This window comes from Myroides guanonis (assembly GCF_900114085.1).
Classification (GTDB): domain Bacteria; phylum Bacteroidota; class Bacteroidia; order Flavobacteriales; family Flavobacteriaceae; genus Flavobacterium; species Flavobacterium guanonis.
The window spans coordinates 103,792-124,317 of record NZ_FORU01000001.1 but is presented as its reverse complement, the minus strand read 5'-3'; the positions used below and the strand labels follow the sequence as shown (position 1 = coordinate 124,317).

The window sequence follows — 20,526 nt, the reverse complement described above, 5'->3', positions numbered from 1 at the left end:
ATTCTTCTCCGCTTATTTAAAAAACTTGTAAGTTTCCTTTTTTTAATTCGTCTATAGTAAATGTACGAGTTTCTGATTGATGTTTTATTGAGAAATATGTGTTTCCGAATTTCTGCGATTTTGCGTTTCTGCGGTATCGTATTTCTGAAGTATCGTATTTTTGCGGTTTTGTATTTTTGCGGTTTCGTATTTCTGCAGTTTCGTGTTTCAACGAATTCACGCATTTACAAATTCACGAATAACCGAATCAACAAATTCACGAATCAACAAATAACCGAATCAACAGATTTGCCTCTTTTCCCCTTCTCTATCCTTTTTTAAGAATCTTATTCCATTTAATAAAACCAGAAACTGCAACAATAAATAGAAATGCACTCAACAAAGCGTATAAATACAAGTCTTTGTGAATCAATAAAGGAATAGAAATAATATTGCTGATATTAAGTAAAATCCAATTTTCTAATTTACGTTTTGCCATCAACCACATACCTGCCCATGCAAAAGCACTGACTAAAGAATCCCAAATTGGGACATCTGAATCGGTGTAATGAGTTAGAAAAAACCAAAACATTGCAAAAGTAGAACCAACGATACCTATTACAATTATCCTTTCTTTAAAAGTCGTAGTAGATATTTTGACCTCTTCTTTTTGCTTGCCATACTTCCAATATAGCCATCCATAGATACTCATAATCAAATAATAAAGATTTAGAGTAAATTCAGCATATAGCTTAGCCACAATCATAACATAAAGAGTTAATGAAACTCCGGCTATTCCAAAAAGATAATTGGTTGATTTATTTCTTGAAGCAAGTACCACTTGAATCATTGAAAAACAAACACCAAGCCATTCAACCCAAGTAGTTTGTTGTAAAATTTCCTGCATCATAATAACTTAAATAAAGTAAATGATGAGATGATAAGTTTAAAATCCCTACGCTAGCATTATCTAGATCAGGTGTGGAAAAATTTCCAGGGTATCATCTCAGCCACTTTACAGTAGCACCCCCTTAATGGTTCAAAGTTGATGTTTTTTTTTAATACTAAAAACTTAATGATGCTCTTATTTTTTAGAACCTTATAAAACCTAGTTTGCTCTACTTTTAAATACTTTCAGCAAAATTGTATAGTTCTTTTATTTTAATAATTTTATCCTCTGATTTTTAAAAGAAAACGTCTTTTAATCTCAATAGACTTATGGAAAAAGAATTAATCCCACTCGATTACATATCGAAATTTGGTGAATGAGGTAAAAGAAAAATTAATACTTAAAATGCTTTCTTACTCAAAACACCTATTCGTTTTAGCTTATCCTCTACATCGTTAGACCACGGTAATCCAATACTTATCCTTATACAATTTTGGAATTGCTTTTGAACCGTAAACATTCTACCCGGAGCAATACTTATTCCTTCCTTAATACACAAATCGTATAGCTTTATTGTATTGACCTTTTCATCAAACTCAATCCATAATGATAGCCCGCCTTCTGGTCGAGTTACTTTAGTGTTTTGGGGAAACTCATTGATTATTATATCTAGTATTTTTTGATAGTTTGCAAAAAGCTTTCTTCTTAGTTCTCGCAAGTGTTTTTCATATTTTCCAGATTTAATAAAGCTAGCGACAGCTTCTTGAAGAAGAGGGGGGGATGATATAGAATGTATCAATTTTAGTTCTATAATTTTGTCTTGATATTTCCCTGCACTTACCCAACCTACTCTATAGCCTGGAGCTATTGTTTTAGATATTGAACTACACCATAATACATTTCCAGTAGTATCAAAGGCCTTACAGCAAGTGGGTCTTTTTCCATTGAAGTTTAAGTCTCCATAAACATCATCTTCAATTAAGGGAATATTGTGTTGGGCGAGTAATTCCACTACTATCTTTTTGTGCTCTGTAGGCATACAGCTTCCCAATGGCGTATTATAATTGGAGATTAAAAGGCAAATATCAATTTCATTTAGAACTTCTCTTAGAGCATCAATCTTCACTCCAGTTACTGGATCTGTTGGTAGTTCTAAGACTTTAAATCCTAAATCTATTGCTAATTGAAAGATACCAGGATAACAAGGACTTTCTATAGCAACTGTATCACCAGGTCTACCCAACGCTAACAAACAGAGAGAGATTGCATTAATACTTCCATTTGTTGTAACGATATCTTCTTCAGTCAGATTACCACCCCATGTAGATGAACGCGATGCGATCATTCTTCTTAGATTTACACTTCCTTGAACAGACTCATAATCCACTCCCCCATTATTCAATGTCTTTATCGCAAGACCTATTTCTTTTTTCATTTGATTTGTCGGTAAGAACTCCCCATACAGAGCGTTGATCGAAAAAAGAGTTAGATTCTTACTCCCAATATTAGAATATACTTTATTGATAATGTCTTTCGGCACATCACTATCCGCAAGTAGCATTGGATTACTTGCTTTCGGAAGTGGATAGTCTGAATAGTTAGCACTACTTACAAAGTAACCAGATTGAGGGACAGAAATTACTAAAGACTCCGATTCGAGTTCAATATAAACCCTTTTGGCTGTATTCATACTTATATCGTATTCATCACAGAGACCGCGAATAGAGGGCAATCGATCTCCCTTCTTTAAAACTCCATTTCTAATTTGATTGGCCAACTTTTGGGCAACATTCAAATAAATATATTTATGCTTCATAATAAAACTGTATCCATATAAATATACAAAACTGCGACTGTAATTATATATATAAAGTACCTAATTTTGAAAAAAATAAAAGAAGTATGAATACCACAACAATTTCTTCTAGTCAAGCTTCAAATGGCTGGTTAAACGGTTTAATAGGTGTATTGTTATTCAGTGGCTCTATGCCAGCTACAAAAGTTGCTGTATTGAGCTTAGATCCCATTTTTGTAACGGTAGTACGCGCTTTAATAGCTGCTATATTGGCTGCTTCATTTTTGATTATTTACAAAGTAAAAATTCCAAATAAAATTCAGACTCAGTCTATTCTTATAGTATCTGTGGGTGCGGTTATAGGTTTCCCTCTTTTATCTGCAATTGCCTTACAACATATGTCTGCTGCGAGATCTCTGGTGTTTTTAGGTACATTACCTTTGAGTACGGCTATTTTCGCTGTAATTAGAGGTAAAGAGAAACCAAAACCCGTTTTTTGGTTGTTCGCCTTGTTGGGTAGCTCTTTAGTTGTTGGCTTTGCTTTAATGCAAAATAGTCAAAGCTCGTTAGAAGGCGACTTACTAATGATTGCCGCTATCATTTTATGTGGGTTGGCTTATGCAGAAGGTGCAAAACTTACAAAGACTCTTGGTGGAAGTCAAGTTATTTCTTGGGCGATTATTTTCGCTACGCCGATAGTTATACCTCTGTTCTACTTTTATTTTCCAAGTAGTGTTGAGACAATAACAATAGATGCATGGACTAGTTTATTCTATTTAGGAACAATGAGTATGTTTACTGGTTTTATATTTTGGTATAGAGGTTTGGCTCAAGGTGGTATTGCTTCAGTTGGACAATTACAACTCTTGCAACCTTTCTTTGGTTTAGTATTAGCCGCTTTTTTATTGAATGAATACGTATCTACTCAAATGGTTTTTGTTACTATGGGGGTTGTACTATGCGTGGCAGCTAGTAAAAAGTTTGCATAAATATTTTGTGAAAGGTTAAATGCTTTATCGCATATTAAACTCAATAAAAAAGCCGACTTCAAATTGAAGTCGGCTTTTTACTTTATATAATCTTCAAATTAATTCTTTATTCCAATAGTCTCAACTATCTCTATAATTACAAATTCAATTATCTATCGAGAAGTATTCATAAAAGACTGTAAATCTGAATCAAAGGTAGTTTCCTGCATTAATTCAAGTGCTTTATTTCTCATAATAACAAATTCCTTCTCGGTAAAATCTTCTGGAAAATGTTCTTTAAAAAAATTGCCAATTACTCCAAAAACACCATTTATCTCTTCCTGACTCACTTCTTTTACTAAGCTAAAACGACCTCTTAGTACTCCTCCCGCTACATAAGAACCAATTTCTATTAAGGTTTCAACATTCAAAGGTTTAACCTCACTTTTCTTTAATAATAGATAATCTAAATGTTGTATAATCAGCTGTTGTATTTCCATGATGCTATTTTTTAATCTTGATTGGCAAATATACATATTTTAAGCCTTAGCTATAGATTCTAATTAGAAACCAAGCTTATTATAACTCCCTAAAACCGCTCTCTTTCTTAAGGTTTTCCTCATCATCACATAGTTCAAATTCACTTAAACACATTGATTCTTAAATATTTAAAACTAAGGTTAGCTGCTAAATAATACTGTTTTAACTTCTGTTTTAGAATTAAAACCCTTAATTTTAAGGGTATTACTATCTAACAATTCTAAAAAACTTAAACTATGAAAACTTCTAGATTATCAAAAACGCTTTTAAAAGCATTGAACGACCAACTCACTTTAGAAGCTAATTCTGCCCAAGCCTACCTCATGTTAGCATGCTGGGCAGATGATGCCATGCTTGGAGGAGTTAAAAACTTTTTAATGAAACACTCGCAAGAAGAACGTGTTCATATGGGTAAAATTATGGAATACATTCAGGAACGCGGTGGCAAGGTTACTATTGAAGCATTGGACAAACCTGGGCCAGAACCAAAAGACATTCTAAACTGTTTTGAAATGGTATTGCAACAAGAAATTACCAACACAGAAGCCATTTATAAAATTGTCAACCTAAGCATGGAGGAAAAAGATTGGGCGACATGGAACTTCTTACAGTGGTTAGTTAATGAACAACGCGAAGAAGAAAAACTAGCGTTGGAATTACTCGACCGAGTGAAACTAGCTGGAGGTAAAGGAATGACCGATACAGCTCGATTTGAATTTAATAAATCAATGGCAACAACTTCTCAGGAATTTCCTGTTGCTGATGATATTAACCCTTTTGAATGAATAGAAACAAAAAGTCCTACTATAAAAATTTTATAACTTTTATAGTAGGACTTTTTCTTGTTTTTCTATTTCTATTTTATCGCTTCTAAAGCCTTAAAATACAAGTCTTCATACAATGGTACTATTTTCTCAATACTAAAGTTCTTAGATACCTCTTTAGCCCCTTCTTTAAACTTAGCAAGTGTTTCTTTGTCACGAAGAATCTTTAAAGCATTTTCAACCATATCATCGATGTCTCCTACATTGCTCAAATAACCAGAAACACCTTCTACATTCACTTCTGGCAATCCACCTGTATTACTTGAAATTACCGGTACTGAACTCGACATCGCCTCTAAAGCTGCTAATCCAAAGCTTTCTGTTTCAGATGGCAATAAAAACAAATCGGAATAGGAGAGAATTGGATCTATCTCATTGCTATTACCAAAGAATATTATCTTATCGTAGATTCCTAAATCCAATGCTTGTTGTTCTGCTCTTTCTTTCTCTGGTCCATCTCCAACCAACATAAGTTTAGCAGGAATCTCTCTTTGAATTCCATAAAAAACAGAAATAACATCTTGAATACGCTTTACTTTTCTAAAGTTACTAATGTGAGTTATAATCATTTCCTCTGGTTTTGCCATAACAATTCTACGGCACTGAGAAATGTCAAAATCTACATTCTTTTGTTCTATAAAGTTTGGAATCACATGTATTTCCTTCTTTGTATCAAACAATTCGTAGGTTGATTGTTTTAAATTTTCTGAAACTGAAGTAACAAAATCAGAATGATTTATACTAAAACTTACAGCTGTTTTATAAAAAGGGTGATTTCCAACTAGCGTTATATCCGTACCGTGTAATGTTGTTACCATTGGTAATTGGATTCCTTGCTCTGCCAACATTTGCTTTGCCATATAACCTGCATAAGCATGAGGAATAGCATAATGGACATGTAGTAATTCAATTCCATAAAGTTTTACCATGTCCACCAATTTGCTAGATAACGCTAACTCATAGGGTTGAAAATGAAACAATGGATATTCTGGAACGTTTACTTCATGGTAAAATATATTGGGATTCAATAATGCTAATCGAACGGGTTGACTATACGTTATAAAATGCACTTCATGATTTCGTTTAGCGAGTTCTAATCCTAATTCAGTTGCTACAACTCCACTTCCTCCAAAAGTAGGGTAACACACAATGGCTATTTTCATAAATAATCTTAACTTCTATTTTCAGTTTTAAAAATACAATATATCCACTAGAACATATGCTTTTTACATCTTTTTAATTTTGCATTTTGATGTATACATCTCAACACTTCTGTCTTTCAAGAGTACAGTCTTACTTTTCTAAAATAGACTCATAAATCAAGCGTTGTATATTCTCTCTAACATTCGCTTTTGAAAGTTTGTTTTCATTGCTATTGGGAAAGCTTCTATTTGAAAGAAATACATAAACTAACTCCTCTTCCGGATCAGCCCAGGCCATAGTTCCCGTAAAACCAGTATGTCCAAAACTACTTGAAGAAGCACATCCACAACTTGGTCCTGCATTTCCTTTCAATTGTTGCTTATCAAAACCAATCCCCCTGCGATTACCATCTTTGCAAAACACACAATCATTAAACGTATCAAATGTTTCTTCATTAAAGAACTGGTCCTCACCATATACTCCTTTGTTCAAAAATAACTGCATCATCTTTGTTACATCCAAAGCATTTGAAAATAATCCTGCATGTCCTGCGACTCCTCCTTCCATTGCAGCAGTCATATCATGAACATAACCTTGCACACGTGTATATCGGAAATAATTGTCATCTTCTGTTGGTAATATCTGAGAACTATCAAACTTCTGAAGTGGTAAATACCCCAAACTGCTGGCTCCTATTTTCTTGTAAAAATTCTTTGAGACCAATTGGTCTAAACTACTTTTATATGATTTCTCAATCACTCCTTTTAGGGCTATAAACCCTAAATCACTATACTTATATTCTTTCTTTGCTCCTAGCTTACTAGATGCTATCTCTTTTAATATCTCCTTGTTATAGTTTTTCTTTATAAATAAATGTTCAGAAACCTGCGTCGGAAAATCTGCACTATAAATATACGAATACCATTCTTTTGAAGGTTTTTGAACTGAGTCTAAGGTCGGTTTATAAAAAGCTATCCAAGGATGTAAACGAGCTTGATGGGTTAACACATCCAACAAAGACAAGTTCTTTTTATCTGTTCCTTTAAATTCGGGTATCAAATCTCCCATTTTACTATTCAATCGCAATTTATCGTCTTCTACCATCTTCATTACCATAGGAGTCGTTGCAAGTATTTTCGTAAGTGAAGCTAAATCAAAAAGATCAGTATCCTTTACAGCAATATCTTTTTCATAGGTATGAAATCCATATGATTTTTGATAGACTACATTTCCATGTCTAGCTACTACCAACTGTATTCCTGGTGTATATTGACGCTGAATTGCATCATTTGCAATAGAATCAATTTTCACAAAGTAAAGCGGATCCAGTCCTTCGTTTCTCAAACTTGAAAACCCCAATCGCTTTAGTTTCTTTGTTTTTAAACCATCGTTAACTTTAAATTCTTTATTAATTGTAACTGGCAATTTCCCTTTTGCTTCCAAAGTCCCGAAAATAATTTGTGCAACAGCGTTTTGAGCAAAATCATTATTCTGATAAGCTTGTAATACTACATCTATATTATCAAAATCATAAATTCCAGAGAGTGCATAAGCTTTAGCAAACGAAACTAAAATGAGTTTATTTTGCTCGGCTAACTTTGTTATCGCATCAATTTCTAAGGCTTGGAAATCATGATTTCTCCAAGGATTATCTACTTTATGATAGCCAATAATAACTTTTGAAAAATCTTTTGCCTTCTCTATGTCATCTATTGTTATTTCAGTTACATCTGTATATTTTCTAAGCATTTCTAAAAAATGACTACCGCTATCGTCTCCTAACTTCAAATAAGCGATAGATTCCTTTTCCAAATTTTTTATCGGAAGTATGTGATGTCCATTTTTTAAAAGAGTAATTGCTTCGTTGTATAATTTCTCATTTAAATCATCGTAAGAACTATCGTTTAAATCTTGTACTAAATTCGTCTTATCGACTGGTGTAAAACTCGTTAAGCCCGTTTTGTATTTATACTTCAATATTTTTTTTACAGAGTAGGCCAAACGGTCTTCTGTTATATCTTGATTAGCATAGGCTTCTTTTATCTTCGCAACAGCATTCGGTACGTTTTCAGAGAATAACAATAAATCATTACCTGCTTTAAAAGCTGCAAGGTCTACTTCTCCAGGTTGTAGGTAGTTTGCTGCGGCTTTCATATTCAAAGCATCTGTAAAAATCAAACCTTCAAATTTCATTTCCTCTCTTAGCAACTTAGTAACTACATTATAAGACAGAGAAGTAGGTATGTTTTTATCAGGTTCAATAGCTGGTAAACTTAAATGTGCAACCATCACGCTAGAAAGCCCTTCTTCTATTAATTTTTTATAAGGATACAACTCCACTCTATTTAAGCGATCTCTCGAAAAGTCAATAACAGGAAGACTGTAATGAGAATCCGTTGATGTATCTCCATGCCCAGGAAAATGTTTAGCAGTTGCGAATACATTTTGACTCTGATATCCTTTCATAAAAGCCAATGCACGTTCCGTAACAATTTCACGTGTTTCACCAAAAGAACGCACCCCTATAATCGGATTTTTAGGATTGATATTTATATCTACCACCGGACCAAAATTAAACTGCATGCCCAACCTCTTTGCTTGCTTTGCCATACTTACTCCCACCTGCTCTATTAAATCTAGATTTTGAACAGCTCCAAGTGTCATATTATAGGGAAAGCGATACGTAGAATCTAAACGCATACTAAGTCCCCATTCTCCATCGATACCGATCAACATAGGAATTCGAGCAAGAGATTGCAATCGATTGGTCATAGTAGCTTGTCTTTGAGGACCTCCTTGAAAAAAGATTAATCCTCCTACATGTTGTTCTTGTACCAATTTCTCTAAACCTTGTATATGAGCTTCGTTGAGATTAGAATAGGCAGCAACCATAAACAATTGGCCAATACGCTCATCCAAACTCATTGATTGATAAACGTTATTCACCCATTTATTAGCTTCGGTATCAACCTTCTTTTGTCCCCAAATACTCGCAGAAACGAATAGTAATACTAGAGATAAGTTTTTCATTGCAGTTTACTTTTAAAACATAAAATCACCGTACAAACGAATGTGCGGTGATTTTAGTATTCATTTTTATATTTGGCTATTTTTATTTGAAGAATCTACCGTGCCAGCTGTCCATAGCTGGTACTTCCCAAAACTCTTTAAATTCACCAACATCATTAACTAAATTATTAAAAACAATTGTTTCGGCAGATACAGACTTTTCTTTCGCCATTTTCTTGAAATCAGCTAAGTTTTTATAAGCTATAAAGGCTCCTGTTCTAAAAGTAACATTCATCTTATCCATTAAATCAACTCCGAATTGTTTTTCCAATTCTTGGATTACACCAACAGATGCATCAATTGAACATCCAGATGAAGGATGAACTTCTTGATCTACTGCTAATATGATAAAACGATTGTATTTAATGATAAAAGAAGACTGTAAAGGTGTAGCATGAGCTGCCCAATCTTTAGTGAACTCCATCAACATTTTCTCTGCAACTGCAACCTCTTCATTAGAGAGTTTTCTATTCGATTGATAAATCCAAATCCTTGCGTGATCTGGCATTTCTTCAAATGGTATATACATAATTTTATAAGTCTTCTGCGCTAGCAATTAATTCTGCGATATCCATAACTTTTACGTCTTGCTCACGTTCTTTGAACTTCACTCCGTCCGTTAGCATTGTGTTACAGAATGGACATCCAGCAGCAATGATTTCAGGTTGTGTTTCTAAAGCGTCTTCTGTACGCTCTACGTTTACATCCTTATTTCCTTTTTCTGGTTCTTTAAACATTTGTGCTCCACCAGCTCCACAACATAATCCATTAGCTTTTGAACGCTTCATTTCAACCAATGCAGCATCTAATTTTTCTATTAGCTCTCTAGGTGCTTCATAAACTTGGTTGGCTCTTCCTAAATAACATGGGTCATGAAAGGTAATTCGCTTTCCTTTATATTGTCCACCTTCAATAGTTAAGCGTCCGTCGTCTAACAACGACTTTAAGAATTGTGTGTGATGTACTACTTCATACTTTCCTCCTAATTCAGGGTATTCATTTTTAATAGTATTGAAACAGTGAGGACATGCCGTTACGATTTTCTTAACTTCGTAAGCATTCATTACCTCAATATTCATCATCGCTTGCATTTGGAACAAAAACTCGTTACCCGCTCTTTTCGCAGGATCTCCAGTGCAGCTCTCTTCTGTTCCAAGAACAGCAAAAGAAACTTTACACTTGTTTAATATCTTTACAAATGCTTTTGTAATCTTCTTTGCACGATCATCAAAACTTCCTGAACAACCAACCCAAAATAAAACTTCTGGTTGCTCTCCTCTTGCCATCATTTCTGCCATTGTTGGCACTACTAAATTCTCTGACATACTTTTATATATTGAAATAGAAATATAAAATCTATTCTTCTTAATTTATTAATTTTCGTCTTTCCAGTTTAAGCGATCCATTTGGTTATACTGCCAAGGAGCACCATTGTTTTCGATATTTGCCATCATATTATTTAATTCTATTGGAGCAGCACTTTGTTCCATAACTAAATACTGACGCATATCCATAATTATAGATAATGGACTAATTCCTATTGGACATTCTTCAACACATGCATTACACGTGTTACAAGCCCATAATTCTTCTGGTGTTATATAATCGTTTAATAAGGTTTTTCCGTCTGCAACGAATTCTCCGTTATTTGCATCCATAATAGCACTTACATCCTCTAAACGATCACGAGTAGACATCATAATCTTTCTAGGAGATAATAGTTTTCCTGTTTGATTTGCCGGACAAGAAGAAGTACATCTTCCACATTCAGTACATGAATACGCATTCAAGAGCTGAACCCAATTTAGGTCCATAACATCTTGTGCTCCAAATTTACCAGGTTCACCTGCATCTTCAGCTGGTGCTGCAAAAGGGTCTGCATTAGGATCCATCATCAACTTCACTTCTTTAGTTACAGAAGCTAGATTATCAAACTGTCCTTGAGGATTTAAATTTTCAAAATAGGTATTAGGAAAAGCCAAGAAGATGTGTAGATGTTTTGAATAATAAAGATAATTCATAAACAACATTACCCCTATGATATGTCCCCACCAACAAACACGCTCAACAATCGCCACAACCTCAGGTTGCATACCGTTAAACAATCCTGCTATATAGCTAGACACTGGAAATGATCCAACCTGTGTATAATGTCCGTATCCTATTGATTGTAAATAATAGTCAGCTGCGTTCATCAACAAAAAGAAGCACATTAAAACGGTTTCAATGTAGATGATTGTATTCGCATCTTTTTTTGGCCAACCTTCCATTTCTTTCTGGTTAAAACGCTTTAAACGAATAACGTTTCTTCTAATCCAGAACCCCACTACTCCAACAATCACTAACGCTGCTAGTATTTCAAAAATACCAATTAAAACATTGTAGAAGCCTCCTAGGAAAGAAAGTACTCTGTGTGTACCAAATAATCCATCGATAACTATCTCAAGCATTTCAATATTGATAACAACAAATCCAACATATACAAATATATGTAGAATACCAGCTACTGGTCTTTTAACCATTTTAGATTGCCCAAGTGCAACCATTGCCATATTTTTCCATCTATCGGAAGAACGATCAGATCGATTGATATCGCGTCCTTGTTTAATATTTCGTATTAATTTTTTTACGTTTCTCGCAAAAAAACCAAAACCTACAACAAGGAGAATTAAAAATAAAACATTAGCTAAATACTGCATAGTCAAGAAATTGAATCAATATAAATTAAGCTTACAGCTATTAATTAGTAATTGTATCTGCCTTAACAGGCTCTACATAAGGAGTTCCCTTTTTTCCAAAAACTGAAAAATGTATATAACGTTTAGGGTTTTCTTTTAAATCGTGTAACAGTTGTTCTAACTCTTTAGAAGCATTTTCTAAGTTATTATACAATTGTTCATCTTTCATCAGCTTACCGATAGAACCATCACCATTTTCAACGCCTGCTAATAGTTTATCAATATTAGTAGAAGCATTGTCTAATTTCGCGAAAGTTTTATTGATTTCTAAGTTGGATAATGAATCTGACAACTGAACAAAGTTTTCACTCATTACAGTCAAGTTATTCATTGTTTTATCTAATTTAGGTTTATTAGTCGCAAGCAAACCATTTACGCTTGCCATTGTACTACTTAAATCCTTCATAGTTGCTTTAAGATCTGCTTGTGTTGATTCATCCAAAATTGAATTGATTGAAACAATCATCTTATTTGCATTATCTAATACTTCTTGTAGTTTTTTCTGTAAAGGATCTAGTTGATCTCCAATTCCGTCAATCAAACCAACTTTTACACCTGACTTTAAAAAATCTCCAGAATCAGCATAATTGGTATCACCAAAATCAGGTTCTATTGCAATATCCTTTCCTCCTATAAAACCAGATGAGTAGATAAAAGCTGTACTGTTTTTAGAGATCTGAATAGGATTTGTCATGAACAATTCAACTAACAATTTTCCAGTATCTTTCTTTATTTCAATCTTGGATACTTTACCAACAACTAATCCGTTGATTGTAACATTTGATGAAGTGGTTACTCCCTCTACATTGTCATACTCTACATAGTATCTAATACTCTTGTCAAAAATGTTATTGCCTTTCAAAAAACCATATCCCCAAACAAACAATGCAATAGATGCTAAGACTAATAAAGCCGTTTTAATTTCTCTTGATATTTTCAAAATCATCGAATTTTATGAAGCAAAAATAAACTTTTATATAGAATCCTCCTAGTTTATTTCAAGGCTTCTTGAAGTGAGATCTTTTTACCATCCTTAAACGGCACTATAAATGATGAATTATACCCTTTATCTTTCGCTTCACCTAACAATTGTTTTGCAATTTCATAATCCTGAGTTTCAGAATAAAAGTACTTTTTCAGTTTCCCTTCATCTTCCATACTAACATCTTTCAATCCATTAAAGTTTTTAGGTTTTAATTCTAAAACACGGGTACTTGCGGATATTTGAATTTTAAAAACAACACCCGATTTTGTGACAGAATTTGAAACTGGAGTACTATTAGTAACTTTCTCTTCTTCCTTTGCTACTGATTTCGATGGAGTACTAGCACTAGACTTAGACGTTCCATAATAGTTGTTTTTATAACTGATAATACCTTGTGCAATAGATTCTGCTAATTCCTTTTGTCCTTTTGCCGAACTTAAGTATGCTCCCTCTTCTTTATTAGACACAAATCCTAACTCAATTAATATACTAGGCATAAAAGCTCCATGTAAAACCCAGAAAGGACCTTGTTTTACACCGCGATTCTTACGTTTTAAAACATTTGTAAATCCATTCTGAACTTTCCCTGCCAAATCAATACTTTGACCGATATAATCCTCCTGCATTAATGTTAACCCAATTAATGATTCTGGCGAAGACGGATCGAATCCCGCATATTTCGTTTTGTAGTCATCTTCTAATATAATGGCAGCATTCTCTTTCTTAGCTACTTCCAAATTCGATTTGTTCTTACTCAAACCCATAACAAAGGTCTCTGTACCTGAAGCATCATTAGACGCCACTCCATTACAGTGAATAGAAATAAACACATTCCCTTTGGATTCATTTGCAATCACAGAACGCTCTTTAACAGCTACAAACACGTCCGTTTTACGGGTATATAAAACATCAATATCTGAATGCTTCTCCAAGATTTCTCCAACTTTTAAAGCTACCTGTAGAACAATATCCTTTTCAACATTCCCGTTGTGATTAGTACCAAAATCTTTCCCACCATGTCCTGGGTCCAAAACAACTTTAAAATTATTCTTAGACTGTGCTAATAAAGAAAAACTTGAAAAATATAAAAGTAGAAGAATGAAACAATTTCCTTTGCTGAAATTCATATAAAAGATATTTATAATTATGTTTTTAAATTTGATAAAACTACACTTTTAGAAAAAATATATGTAAGTTTGACACGGCAAAAAACGAGCCATATTTTACAAAAATAGCACTTATACACTTGCGTACAAAAAAAAAACATATCGTTTTAATTATATTGCTTCTCACTTGGTTGATTCCTAATGCGTATGCACAAGAATTTGAGAAAAATAAAAACGTCCCAATACTTTTAAATCCTAAGGATTCCACTAAAGTTGTCACTAATATTCCTACAGACACTATTAAAAAACCTACAGCAAAAGTAGATAGCTTACCTAAAAAGAAGCCAATGTTGGAAGGTATCGTATATAGACAGGCGAAAGATTATGAGAAACTAGACCAAAAGAAAAAGGAATTAACGCTTTACAATGAAGCAGAAATTAAATATCTTGATTTTGAAATAAAGGCGGGTAAAATCATCTTCAATTATGAGAAAAACGAGATTTATGCCGGTAGAATAAAAGATAGTTTAGGAAAACTTACTCAGAGCCCAGTCTTTACACAAGGGCAACAAATTGTAGAACCTGATTCAATTCGCTACAATACAAAAACCCAAAAAGCAATTGTTTGGAATTCTAAAACAAGTCAAGGAGAGTTTCGTATTAAAGCAGAAATGACAAAGAAGGAAAATGACTCCGTCTACTTCATGGAAAACGTTATTTTCACAACTGCAAAAGATATTGAAGATCCTGAATATTATTTTAAGACTAGAAAAGTAAAGTTTGTCCCTAATAAAAAAGTAGTGACCGGTGTAACTAACATGGTTATCGCAGATGTTCCTACTCCTATCGGATTACCTTTTGCTTTTTTTCCTATGGCTGAAAATGCCGAATCAGGTTTTATCATCCCCACCATGGGAGATACGCGTCAACAAGGATATTATATGCAGAACGGTGGTTATTATTTTGCAATAAGTGACCGATTAGACCTTACTCTTTTAGGGGATTATTACACTAACGGTAGTTATGCTCTTAGAGCGGAAAGCAATTATGCAAAACGCTATAAATACAACGGTAGATTCAATGCTCGTTTCGAGAACAATATTTTCAGTGAGCTAGGCTTGCCTGATTACCAAAGAAACTCAAACTACAACATTCAGTGGTCTCATACCCAAGACCCTAAGTCAAACCCCAACTCTCGATTCTCTGCATCGGTTAACATGGGTAGTAGTCAATATTTTAGACAAACAAACAACACCTATAATGTTGGAGCTTCATTAAACAACCAGATGAACTCCTCTATTAGTTACTCGAAGACTTTTCAATCGGTACCTCAGGTTAATATGTCTTTAACCGCTACTCACTCTCAGTCTACCAACACTGGAGACATCAACATGACCCTACCTACACTTCAAGCTAGTGTGGATCGTATTTTTCCATTTGCATCAGAGAGTGGTCCGAAAAAAGGATTGATTAAAAACTTGAATTTATCCTACAATATAAGAGGAGAAAACAGAGCACGAACTAAAGAAGAATACTTTTTCAAAAAAGAAATGTTCGATAGTTTAAACACTGGATTTCAACACAGTATCCCTCTTTCTACAAACTTTAAGCTTTTCAAACACTTTAGTGTTACTGCCGGTGGTAACTACAATGAAGTATGGTATTTCAACACCATTAAGAAAGAATACAATGTAGACAAAGGAAAAGTAGTTGACACTAGAGTAAATGGTTTTGACAGCTTTAGAACTTATAATTTAAGTGCAAGTATTGGTACAACTGTGTATGGTACTTTCAATTTTGACAAGAATGCAAAACTTCAAGCTATTAGACATGTAATGCGTCCTAATGTAAGTTATTCTTACACTCCTAGTTTTGACAGGTACTTTGACACCTATGCTATTGATGCTTCTGGTAGAACTTTTGAAGAGTACACTCGTTTCCAAGGTGGTTTATTTGGTGCTCCTGGACAGAATTATTCCAACATAATGAGCTTCGGTCTTAGCAATAGCTTTGAAGCAAAAATGAGAGACGACAAAAGTGAAACAGGAGATCCTAAAAAAGTAATGCTATTAAACAGCTTTAACCTGTCATCTAGCTATAATATCTCTGCAGACTCATTGAAATTGGCTCCACTTAGACTTAGTGCAGGAACTGCTATTTTTAACAACAAAATGCAGGTTAATTTCGGTGCAACTCTAGATCCATACGCTATTGATAATTCTGGTAGAAGAATAGACCGTTTTAACATAGACAACGGAGGTAGCTTACTTAGAATGACGAGTGCCAACCTTACTCTTAACTGGTCTCTGAATAGTCAAGATGCTGTTTTTGGTGGCACAGACAGTTCTAATAAGAATAACGTTCAAAATGGTGGTCGTGCAGATGATTTATTTGGACAATCAGGGAGACTTGGAGAAAATAGAGATCAAGAAGAGGAAGAAGAAGAAGAAAAACCTTTTACCGGGTTTTACAATGCGAAACTTCCCTGGGATTTAACCTTTGCTTATTCCCTTACCTATTCCAACAATAATCGCAATAGTGATATAACCAACAATTCCGTAATGGTCTCAGGTAATATCGATATTTCACCAAAATGGAAAGTCGGAATATCTACAGGTTATGATTTTGTAAATAAAGGAGTTACCTTTACACAGCTTCGCTTTGAAAGGGATTTAATGAGTTGGAGGATGGACTTTAACTGGGTTCCAATTGGAGACTATACTAGCTGGGGCTTCTTCATCGGTATTAAGTCATCTATGCTAAGTGACATCAAGTGGGAAAAACGAAATTCACCAGACAAACGTTACCGTGATTAAAACTATATATACTATGAAAAAAATTATAAATTCGTCAAAAGCACCAAGCCCAATCGGACCTTATAACCATGCTGTTCAAGTGGGTGACTTACTATTTATATCAGGACAAATTCCCTTTGATCAAGCTACTGAAACTTTGATTGATTCAGGAATTGCCGATGAGACTAAACAAGTAATGGAAAACCTAAAGGCTATTTTAAGTGAAGTAGGAATGACTTTTGAGAATGCAGTAAAAGCTACCATCTTCATCAGAGATATGGAGCAATTCAGTATTATAAATGAAGTATATGGTAGCTATTTCAAACAAGAAACAGCACCTGCACGCGAATGTGTACAGGTGTCGAAACTACCAAGAAATGTTAACGTTGAGATTTCTATGATCGCTTCGAAATAGCATCTAACAATAATTGTGCACTCGCTTCATTTGTCGCGAGTGGCACATTATGAACATCACAAACCCTCAACAACATATTGATATCTGGTTCATGTGGGTGTTTACCTAAAGGGTCTTTGAAAAACAAAACCATTTTTGTTTTACCTTCCGCTACCCTTCCTGCTATTTGCGCATCTCCACCTAAAGGTCCCGAAAGCATTCTTCGCACTTTAAAACCAAGCTCCTCCATCAATTTACCTGTAGTTCCCGTTGCTATTAAATCAATACCTTCTCTTTGTAATTGTTTACTGTTTGATTGAATAAATCCCATCATTTCAGCTTTCTTGTCGTCGTGTGCTATTATAGCTATTTCCATCTTTATCTTTTTCTATGAAACTCAATTAATCCATCTAATGGCTTTTGATAAAAGACACCAGACTTAAGACCATTAGCAGTTAATTTGTCTTTAAAACACCCTTGCAAAAGGTAAGCTACTGAGCCTATAAAATGAACAGGTGCACTAGTATATTCAGGATGTTGCTTAATATAATAATCAATAAAAAACTGTATTTGGTCTTCAATAAGATTTACAAAATATGGATGTTCTTTATTTGCTATTAAGAAAGGAAGAAACGAAGCTAGATAAGCATTCGGATTTTCCATTTTATAGAAATGATTTTTTATTACATCTGCATCTAAATCGTATTTCTGTTCAAAAAGATTTCGCAATTCTAAAGGCATACTCTTTAAGTAATATCCCTTTATCATTAATCTTCCAAAAGCACTGCCACTGCAATCATCCATAGCAATATAACCCAATGACTGTACTCGTTGATGTACTTCATTTCCATCATAATAACTGCAATTCGATCCCGTTCCATTAATACAAACTATCGCTTCTTCCCCAGGAGCACTAGTTGCATATACAGCTGCATAGGTATCTTCCATTACATGCAATTCTTGCAGATTTGAAAAATAGCCTTTAAAAAAATTAATTACCACATTCTTCGCACGAGGAGTTCCACAACCCGAACCATAAAAATATAGCTCTGTTACCAACTCCTTATTACTTCTAACTTCAACTAATTGATTTACTCTATGCTCAAACTCATCAACCGTAATGACTTCTGGATTTAACCCTAAACTACTTACAGAGATTTGAGTTGTTTCATTAGAATCATAAATAATCCAATCAGCCTTGGTGGAACCACTGTCTACTATTATCCTCATAATTATGCTTGTAGTCTCTCCATTTTCACTGCTAAATCAATCAACTTAGCTGCATATCCATATTCATTATCATACCACCCAATAATTTTAAAGAAAGTACTATTCAATGCTATTCCTGCCTTATAATCAATAATACAAGTATGAGTATCTGAGACGAAATCTTGAGATACCACATCGTCTTTTGTGACTTCCAAAATACCCTTCATAGAACCCTCTGCCGCTTCTTGAAATGCTTGCATAATTTCTTCATAAGTAGTCTCTGTTGCCAAACGCACCGTTAAATCTACTACAGATACATCTACCGTAGGTACACGCATAGCCATTCCAGTTAACTTTCCTTTCATTTCTGGTATTACTTTCCCAACAGCCTTAGCTGCACCAGTGCTTGCAGGTATAATATTATTTAATGCTGAACGTCCTGCTCTATAATCTTTTTTAGACGGCCCATCTACTACATATTGAGAAGCAGTTGCTGCATGAATAGTCGTCATAAGCCCCTCTACAACAGTAAACTTATCATTCAACACCTTTACCATAGGAGCTAAACAATTTGTGGTACATGAAGCATTTGACACAATTGTATCAGTAACTTTTAATTTATCATCGTTAACCCCCATTACAAACATGGGAGCATCTGCAGATGGGGCTGATATTATGACTTTTTTCGCTCCTGCATCTATATGCGCTTTTGCCTTATCCAAAGTCGTAAAAACACCCGTGCAGTCTGCCACAATTTCTGCATTAACTTCATTCCATTTTAATTTAGTTGGATCCATTTCCGAAGTAACTCGAATAACTTGATTACCTACTACTAAATTTCCATTTTCTACACGAACTTCTTCTTTAAACCTTCCGTGCACAGAATCGTATTTTAATAAATAAGCCAAGTGCTCCACTTCCATCAAGTCGTTGACACCAACTACCTCAATATCATTTCTTAAGAATGATTCTCTTAGAATCAATCTTCCTATTCTTCCAAATCCGTTAATCCCTACTTTTACTTTCATAGTTTATTTTTTTTCCTCTAGAGGTGTTTGATTTTCTTTTAATTATTTCAAAGCTTATATAGATATCATATCAGAAATACGCAACAAGTCCCAGTCTATGCCTGAGTTTCCTTTAACTGCTTTATCTAATGGTGTCAAAACCACTTGATCATTTATCAATCCTACCATGAAATTACTTTTCCCTTCTAACAAGCTCTCTACTGCTTTTACTCCAAATCTACTTGCTAAAACTCTATCAAAACAGGAAGGAGCACCTCCTCTTTGCATATGTCCCAAAACAGACACTCGAACATCATATTCAGGTAAGTTTTTCTCCACATAGTCCGCTAATTCGAAAACATTTTTACCCAATTTCTCTCCTTCTGCAACAATTACTATACTAGACGACTTACCGGAAGCTTTGCTTTTCTTTAAAGTTTCTACTAGTCTTTCCATTCCAAGATTCTCTTCTGGTATAATGATTTCTTCTGCTCCACATCCGATACCTGAGTTTAAAGCTATATGCCCTGCATCTCTTCCCATAACTTCCACAAAAAACAAGCGTTTATGAGAACTCGCAGTGTCGCGTATTTTGTCTACTGCTTCCATTACTGTATTTAAAGCTGTATCAAATCCTATGGTATGTGTTGTTCCGTTTATATCGTTATCAATAGTACCAGGAATGGTAATAACAGGAAAATTAAATTCTTGATTAAAAGTCATACCTCCTTTAAAACTACCATCTCCACCAATAATAATTAACGCATCTATATCTGCATCAACTAGATTTCGATAAGCACTTTGACGTCCTTCTACAGTTCTAAAAGCATCTGAACGAGCTGACTTTAAAAAAGTTCCTCCTCTATTTATTATGTAATTTACGTCTCGAGCACCTAAAGGCTCAAAGTCACCTTCGACCAATCCTTGAAAGCCTCTGAATACACCTATACATTCTACTTTATAAAAACAACAAGCACGCACTACAGCACGAATAGCTGCATTCATACCAGGAGAATCACCACCTGAAGTTAATACGGCGATTTTCTGTATTTGATTTTTCATATAATTTACTTTCTAGTAAATCT

Annotated in this window: 19 protein-coding genes; 4 read left to right on the top strand and 15 right to left on the bottom strand. The window is 34.3% G+C overall.

Features of this window, described 5'->3' with window-relative positions; all coding sequences use genetic code 11:
* Positions 1-16: 16 nt before the first annotated feature.
* The 3 genes from BM024_RS00585 to BM024_RS00575 form a co-directional block, all read right to left on the bottom strand.
* On the bottom strand, positions 17-211 hold the full coding sequence (locus tag BM024_RS00585; RefSeq protein WP_143077689.1) for a hypothetical protein: 195 nt from the start codon (positions 209-211) through the stop codon (positions 17-19).
* A gap of 96 nt (positions 212-307) precedes the next feature.
* On the bottom strand, positions 308-889 hold the full coding sequence (gene pnuC, locus BM024_RS00580) for a nicotinamide riboside transporter PnuC (RefSeq protein ID WP_090677511.1): 582 nt from the start codon (positions 887-889) through the stop codon (positions 308-310).
* Between the two features lie 379 nt (positions 890-1,268).
* Entirely contained in the window at positions 1,269-2,684 is a 1,416-nt protein-coding gene (locus BM024_RS00575; RefSeq protein WP_090677510.1) for an aminotransferase-like domain-containing protein, read from the bottom strand.
* 86 nt (positions 2,685-2,770) lie between these two features.
* Here BM024_RS00575 and BM024_RS00570 point away from each other — a divergent pair, with 86 nt between their 5' ends.
* The gene (locus BM024_RS00570) at positions 2,771-3,652 is read left to right on the top strand and encodes a DMT family transporter (protein WP_090677509.1); all 882 of its coding nucleotides are present in this window, start codon (positions 2,771-2,773) and stop codon (positions 3,650-3,652) included.
* Positions 3,653-3,804: 152 nt separating this feature from the next.
* Here BM024_RS00570 and BM024_RS00565 read toward each other — a convergent pair whose 3' ends face one another.
* A complete protein-coding gene (locus tag BM024_RS00565) occupies positions 3,805-4,131 on the bottom strand; it encodes a hypothetical protein (RefSeq protein ID WP_090677508.1) in 327 nt (108 codons plus the stop codon).
* 276 nt (positions 4,132-4,407) lie between these two features.
* Between BM024_RS00565 and BM024_RS00560 the strand changes: the two genes are divergently transcribed.
* Positions 4,408-4,956 (top strand): ferritin, encoded by a 549-nt coding sequence (locus BM024_RS00560; RefSeq protein WP_090677507.1) that lies wholly within the window; start codon positions 4,408-4,410, stop codon positions 4,954-4,956.
* A 71-nt stretch (positions 4,957-5,027) separates the two neighbouring features.
* On the opposite strand, the gene bshA is transcribed toward BM024_RS00560, so the two are convergent.
* From bshA to BM024_RS00525, 7 genes are all read right to left on the bottom strand, one after another.
* Complete coding sequence (bshA, locus tag BM024_RS00555) at positions 5,028-6,158, bottom strand: N-acetyl-alpha-D-glucosaminyl L-malate synthase BshA (protein ID WP_090677506.1); 1,131 nt, start codon at positions 6,156-6,158, stop codon at positions 5,028-5,030.
* Positions 6,159-6,288: 130 nt separating this feature from the next.
* Entirely contained in the window at positions 6,289-9,168 is a 2,880-nt protein-coding gene (locus BM024_RS00550) for a serine hydrolase domain-containing protein (RefSeq protein WP_090677505.1), read from the bottom strand.
* Between the two features lie 82 nt (positions 9,169-9,250).
* Positions 9,251-9,736 carry an ABC transporter ATPase gene (locus BM024_RS00545; protein ID WP_090677504.1) on the bottom strand — a complete coding sequence of 162 codons (486 nt, stop codon included), beginning with the start codon at positions 9,734-9,736 and terminating at the stop codon, positions 9,251-9,253.
* 4 nt (positions 9,737-9,740) lie between these two features.
* On the bottom strand, positions 9,741-10,532 hold the full coding sequence (locus BM024_RS00540; RefSeq protein ID WP_090677503.1) for a (Fe-S)-binding protein: 792 nt from the start codon (positions 10,530-10,532) through the stop codon (positions 9,741-9,743).
* Positions 10,533-10,580: 48 nt separating this feature from the next.
* Positions 10,581-11,906 (bottom strand): 4Fe-4S dicluster domain-containing protein, encoded by a 1,326-nt coding sequence (locus tag BM024_RS00535; RefSeq protein WP_090677502.1) that lies wholly within the window; start codon positions 11,904-11,906, stop codon positions 10,581-10,583.
* Between the two features lie 40 nt (positions 11,907-11,946).
* Positions 11,947-12,885, bottom strand: coding sequence for an MlaD family protein (locus BM024_RS00530; RefSeq protein ID WP_090677768.1), 939 nt, complete (start codon positions 12,883-12,885; stop codon positions 11,947-11,949).
* Between the two features lie 53 nt (positions 12,886-12,938).
* Positions 12,939-14,057, bottom strand: coding sequence for an N-acetylmuramoyl-L-alanine amidase family protein (locus BM024_RS00525; protein WP_090677501.1), 1,119 nt, complete (start codon positions 14,055-14,057; stop codon positions 12,939-12,941).
* 119 nt (positions 14,058-14,176) lie between these two features.
* Here BM024_RS00525 and BM024_RS00520 point away from each other — a divergent pair, with 119 nt between their 5' ends.
* Positions 14,177-16,852, top strand: coding sequence for a putative LPS assembly protein LptD (locus BM024_RS00520; protein ID WP_090677500.1), 2,676 nt, complete (start codon positions 14,177-14,179; stop codon positions 16,850-16,852).
* 13 nt (positions 16,853-16,865) lie between these two features.
* Positions 16,866-17,246, top strand: a complete 381-nt coding sequence (locus BM024_RS00515) for a Rid family detoxifying hydrolase (RefSeq protein WP_090677767.1) — start codon at positions 16,866-16,868, stop codon at positions 17,244-17,246.
* On the opposite strand, the gene BM024_RS00510 is transcribed toward BM024_RS00515, so the two are convergent.
* The 4 genes from BM024_RS00510 to pfkA are packed head-to-tail and all read right to left on the bottom strand — an operon-like array spanning position 17,227 to position 20,503.
* Positions 17,227-17,601 carry a methylglyoxal synthase gene (locus BM024_RS00510; protein ID WP_090677499.1) on the bottom strand — a complete coding sequence of 125 codons (375 nt, stop codon included), beginning with the start codon at positions 17,599-17,601 and terminating at the stop codon, positions 17,227-17,229. The genes BM024_RS00515 and BM024_RS00510 overlap by 20 nt on opposite strands.
* A 2-nt stretch (positions 17,602-17,603) precedes the next feature.
* A complete protein-coding gene (locus tag BM024_RS00505) occupies positions 17,604-18,455 on the bottom strand; it encodes an N-acetylglucosamine kinase (protein ID WP_090677498.1) in 852 nt (283 codons plus the stop codon).
* A 2-nt stretch (positions 18,456-18,457) separates the two neighbouring features.
* Positions 18,458-19,462 (bottom strand): type I glyceraldehyde-3-phosphate dehydrogenase, encoded by a 1,005-nt coding sequence (gene gap / locus BM024_RS00500; RefSeq protein WP_090677497.1) that lies wholly within the window; start codon positions 19,460-19,462, stop codon positions 18,458-18,460.
* A 54-nt stretch (positions 19,463-19,516) separates the two neighbouring features.
* Entirely contained in the window at positions 19,517-20,503 is a 987-nt protein-coding gene (pfkA, locus tag BM024_RS00495) for a 6-phosphofructokinase (RefSeq protein ID WP_090677495.1), read from the bottom strand.
* Between the last annotated feature and the right edge of the window lie 23 nt (positions 20,504-20,526).

Excerpts from the sequence above, each read along its gene's own strand:
- BM024_RS00515 (WP_090677767.1), top strand. The coding sequence starts at position 16,866 with ATGAAAAAAATTATAAATTCGTCAAAAGCACCAAGCCCAATCGGACCT.
- pfkA (WP_090677495.1), bottom strand. The coding sequence starts at position 20,503 with ATGAAAAATCAAATACAGAAAATCGCCGTATTAACTTCAGGTGGTGAT.
- BM024_RS00545 (WP_090677504.1), bottom strand. The coding sequence starts at position 9,736 with ATGTATATACCATTTGAAGAAATGCCAGATCACGCAAGGATTTGGATT.
- BM024_RS00575 (WP_090677510.1), bottom strand. The coding sequence starts at position 2,684 with ATGAAGCATAAATATATTTATTTGAATGTTGCCCAAAAGTTGGCCAAT.
- BM024_RS00525 (WP_090677501.1), bottom strand. The coding sequence starts at position 14,057 with ATGAATTTCAGCAAAGGAAATTGTTTCATTCTTCTACTTTTATATTTT.
- pnuC (WP_090677511.1), bottom strand. The coding sequence starts at position 889 with ATGATGCAGGAAATTTTACAACAAACTACTTGGGTTGAATGGCTTGGT.
- BM024_RS00550 (WP_090677505.1), bottom strand. The coding sequence starts at position 9,168 with ATGAAAAACTTATCTCTAGTATTACTATTCGTTTCTGCGAGTATTTGG.
- BM024_RS00510 (WP_090677499.1), bottom strand. The coding sequence starts at position 17,601 with ATGGAAATAGCTATAATAGCACACGACGACAAGAAAGCTGAAATGATG.
- gap (WP_090677497.1), bottom strand. The coding sequence starts at position 19,462 with ATGAAAGTAAAAGTAGGGATTAACGGATTTGGAAGAATAGGAAGATTG.
- BM024_RS00535 (WP_090677502.1), bottom strand. The coding sequence starts at position 11,906 with ATGCAGTATTTAGCTAATGTTTTATTTTTAATTCTCCTTGTTGTAGGT.
- bshA (WP_090677506.1), bottom strand. The coding sequence starts at position 6,158 with ATGAAAATAGCCATTGTGTGTTACCCTACTTTTGGAGGAAGTGGAGTT.
- BM024_RS00565 (WP_090677508.1), bottom strand. The coding sequence starts at position 4,131 with ATGGAAATACAACAGCTGATTATACAACATTTAGATTATCTATTATTA.
- BM024_RS00560 (WP_090677507.1), top strand. The coding sequence starts at position 4,408 with ATGAAAACTTCTAGATTATCAAAAACGCTTTTAAAAGCATTGAACGAC.
- BM024_RS00540 (WP_090677503.1), bottom strand. The coding sequence starts at position 10,532 with ATGTCAGAGAATTTAGTAGTGCCAACAATGGCAGAAATGATGGCAAGA.
- BM024_RS00505 (WP_090677498.1), bottom strand. The coding sequence starts at position 18,455 with ATGAGGATAATAGTAGACAGTGGTTCCACCAAGGCTGATTGGATTATT.
- BM024_RS00570 (WP_090677509.1), top strand. The coding sequence starts at position 2,771 with ATGAATACCACAACAATTTCTTCTAGTCAAGCTTCAAATGGCTGGTTA.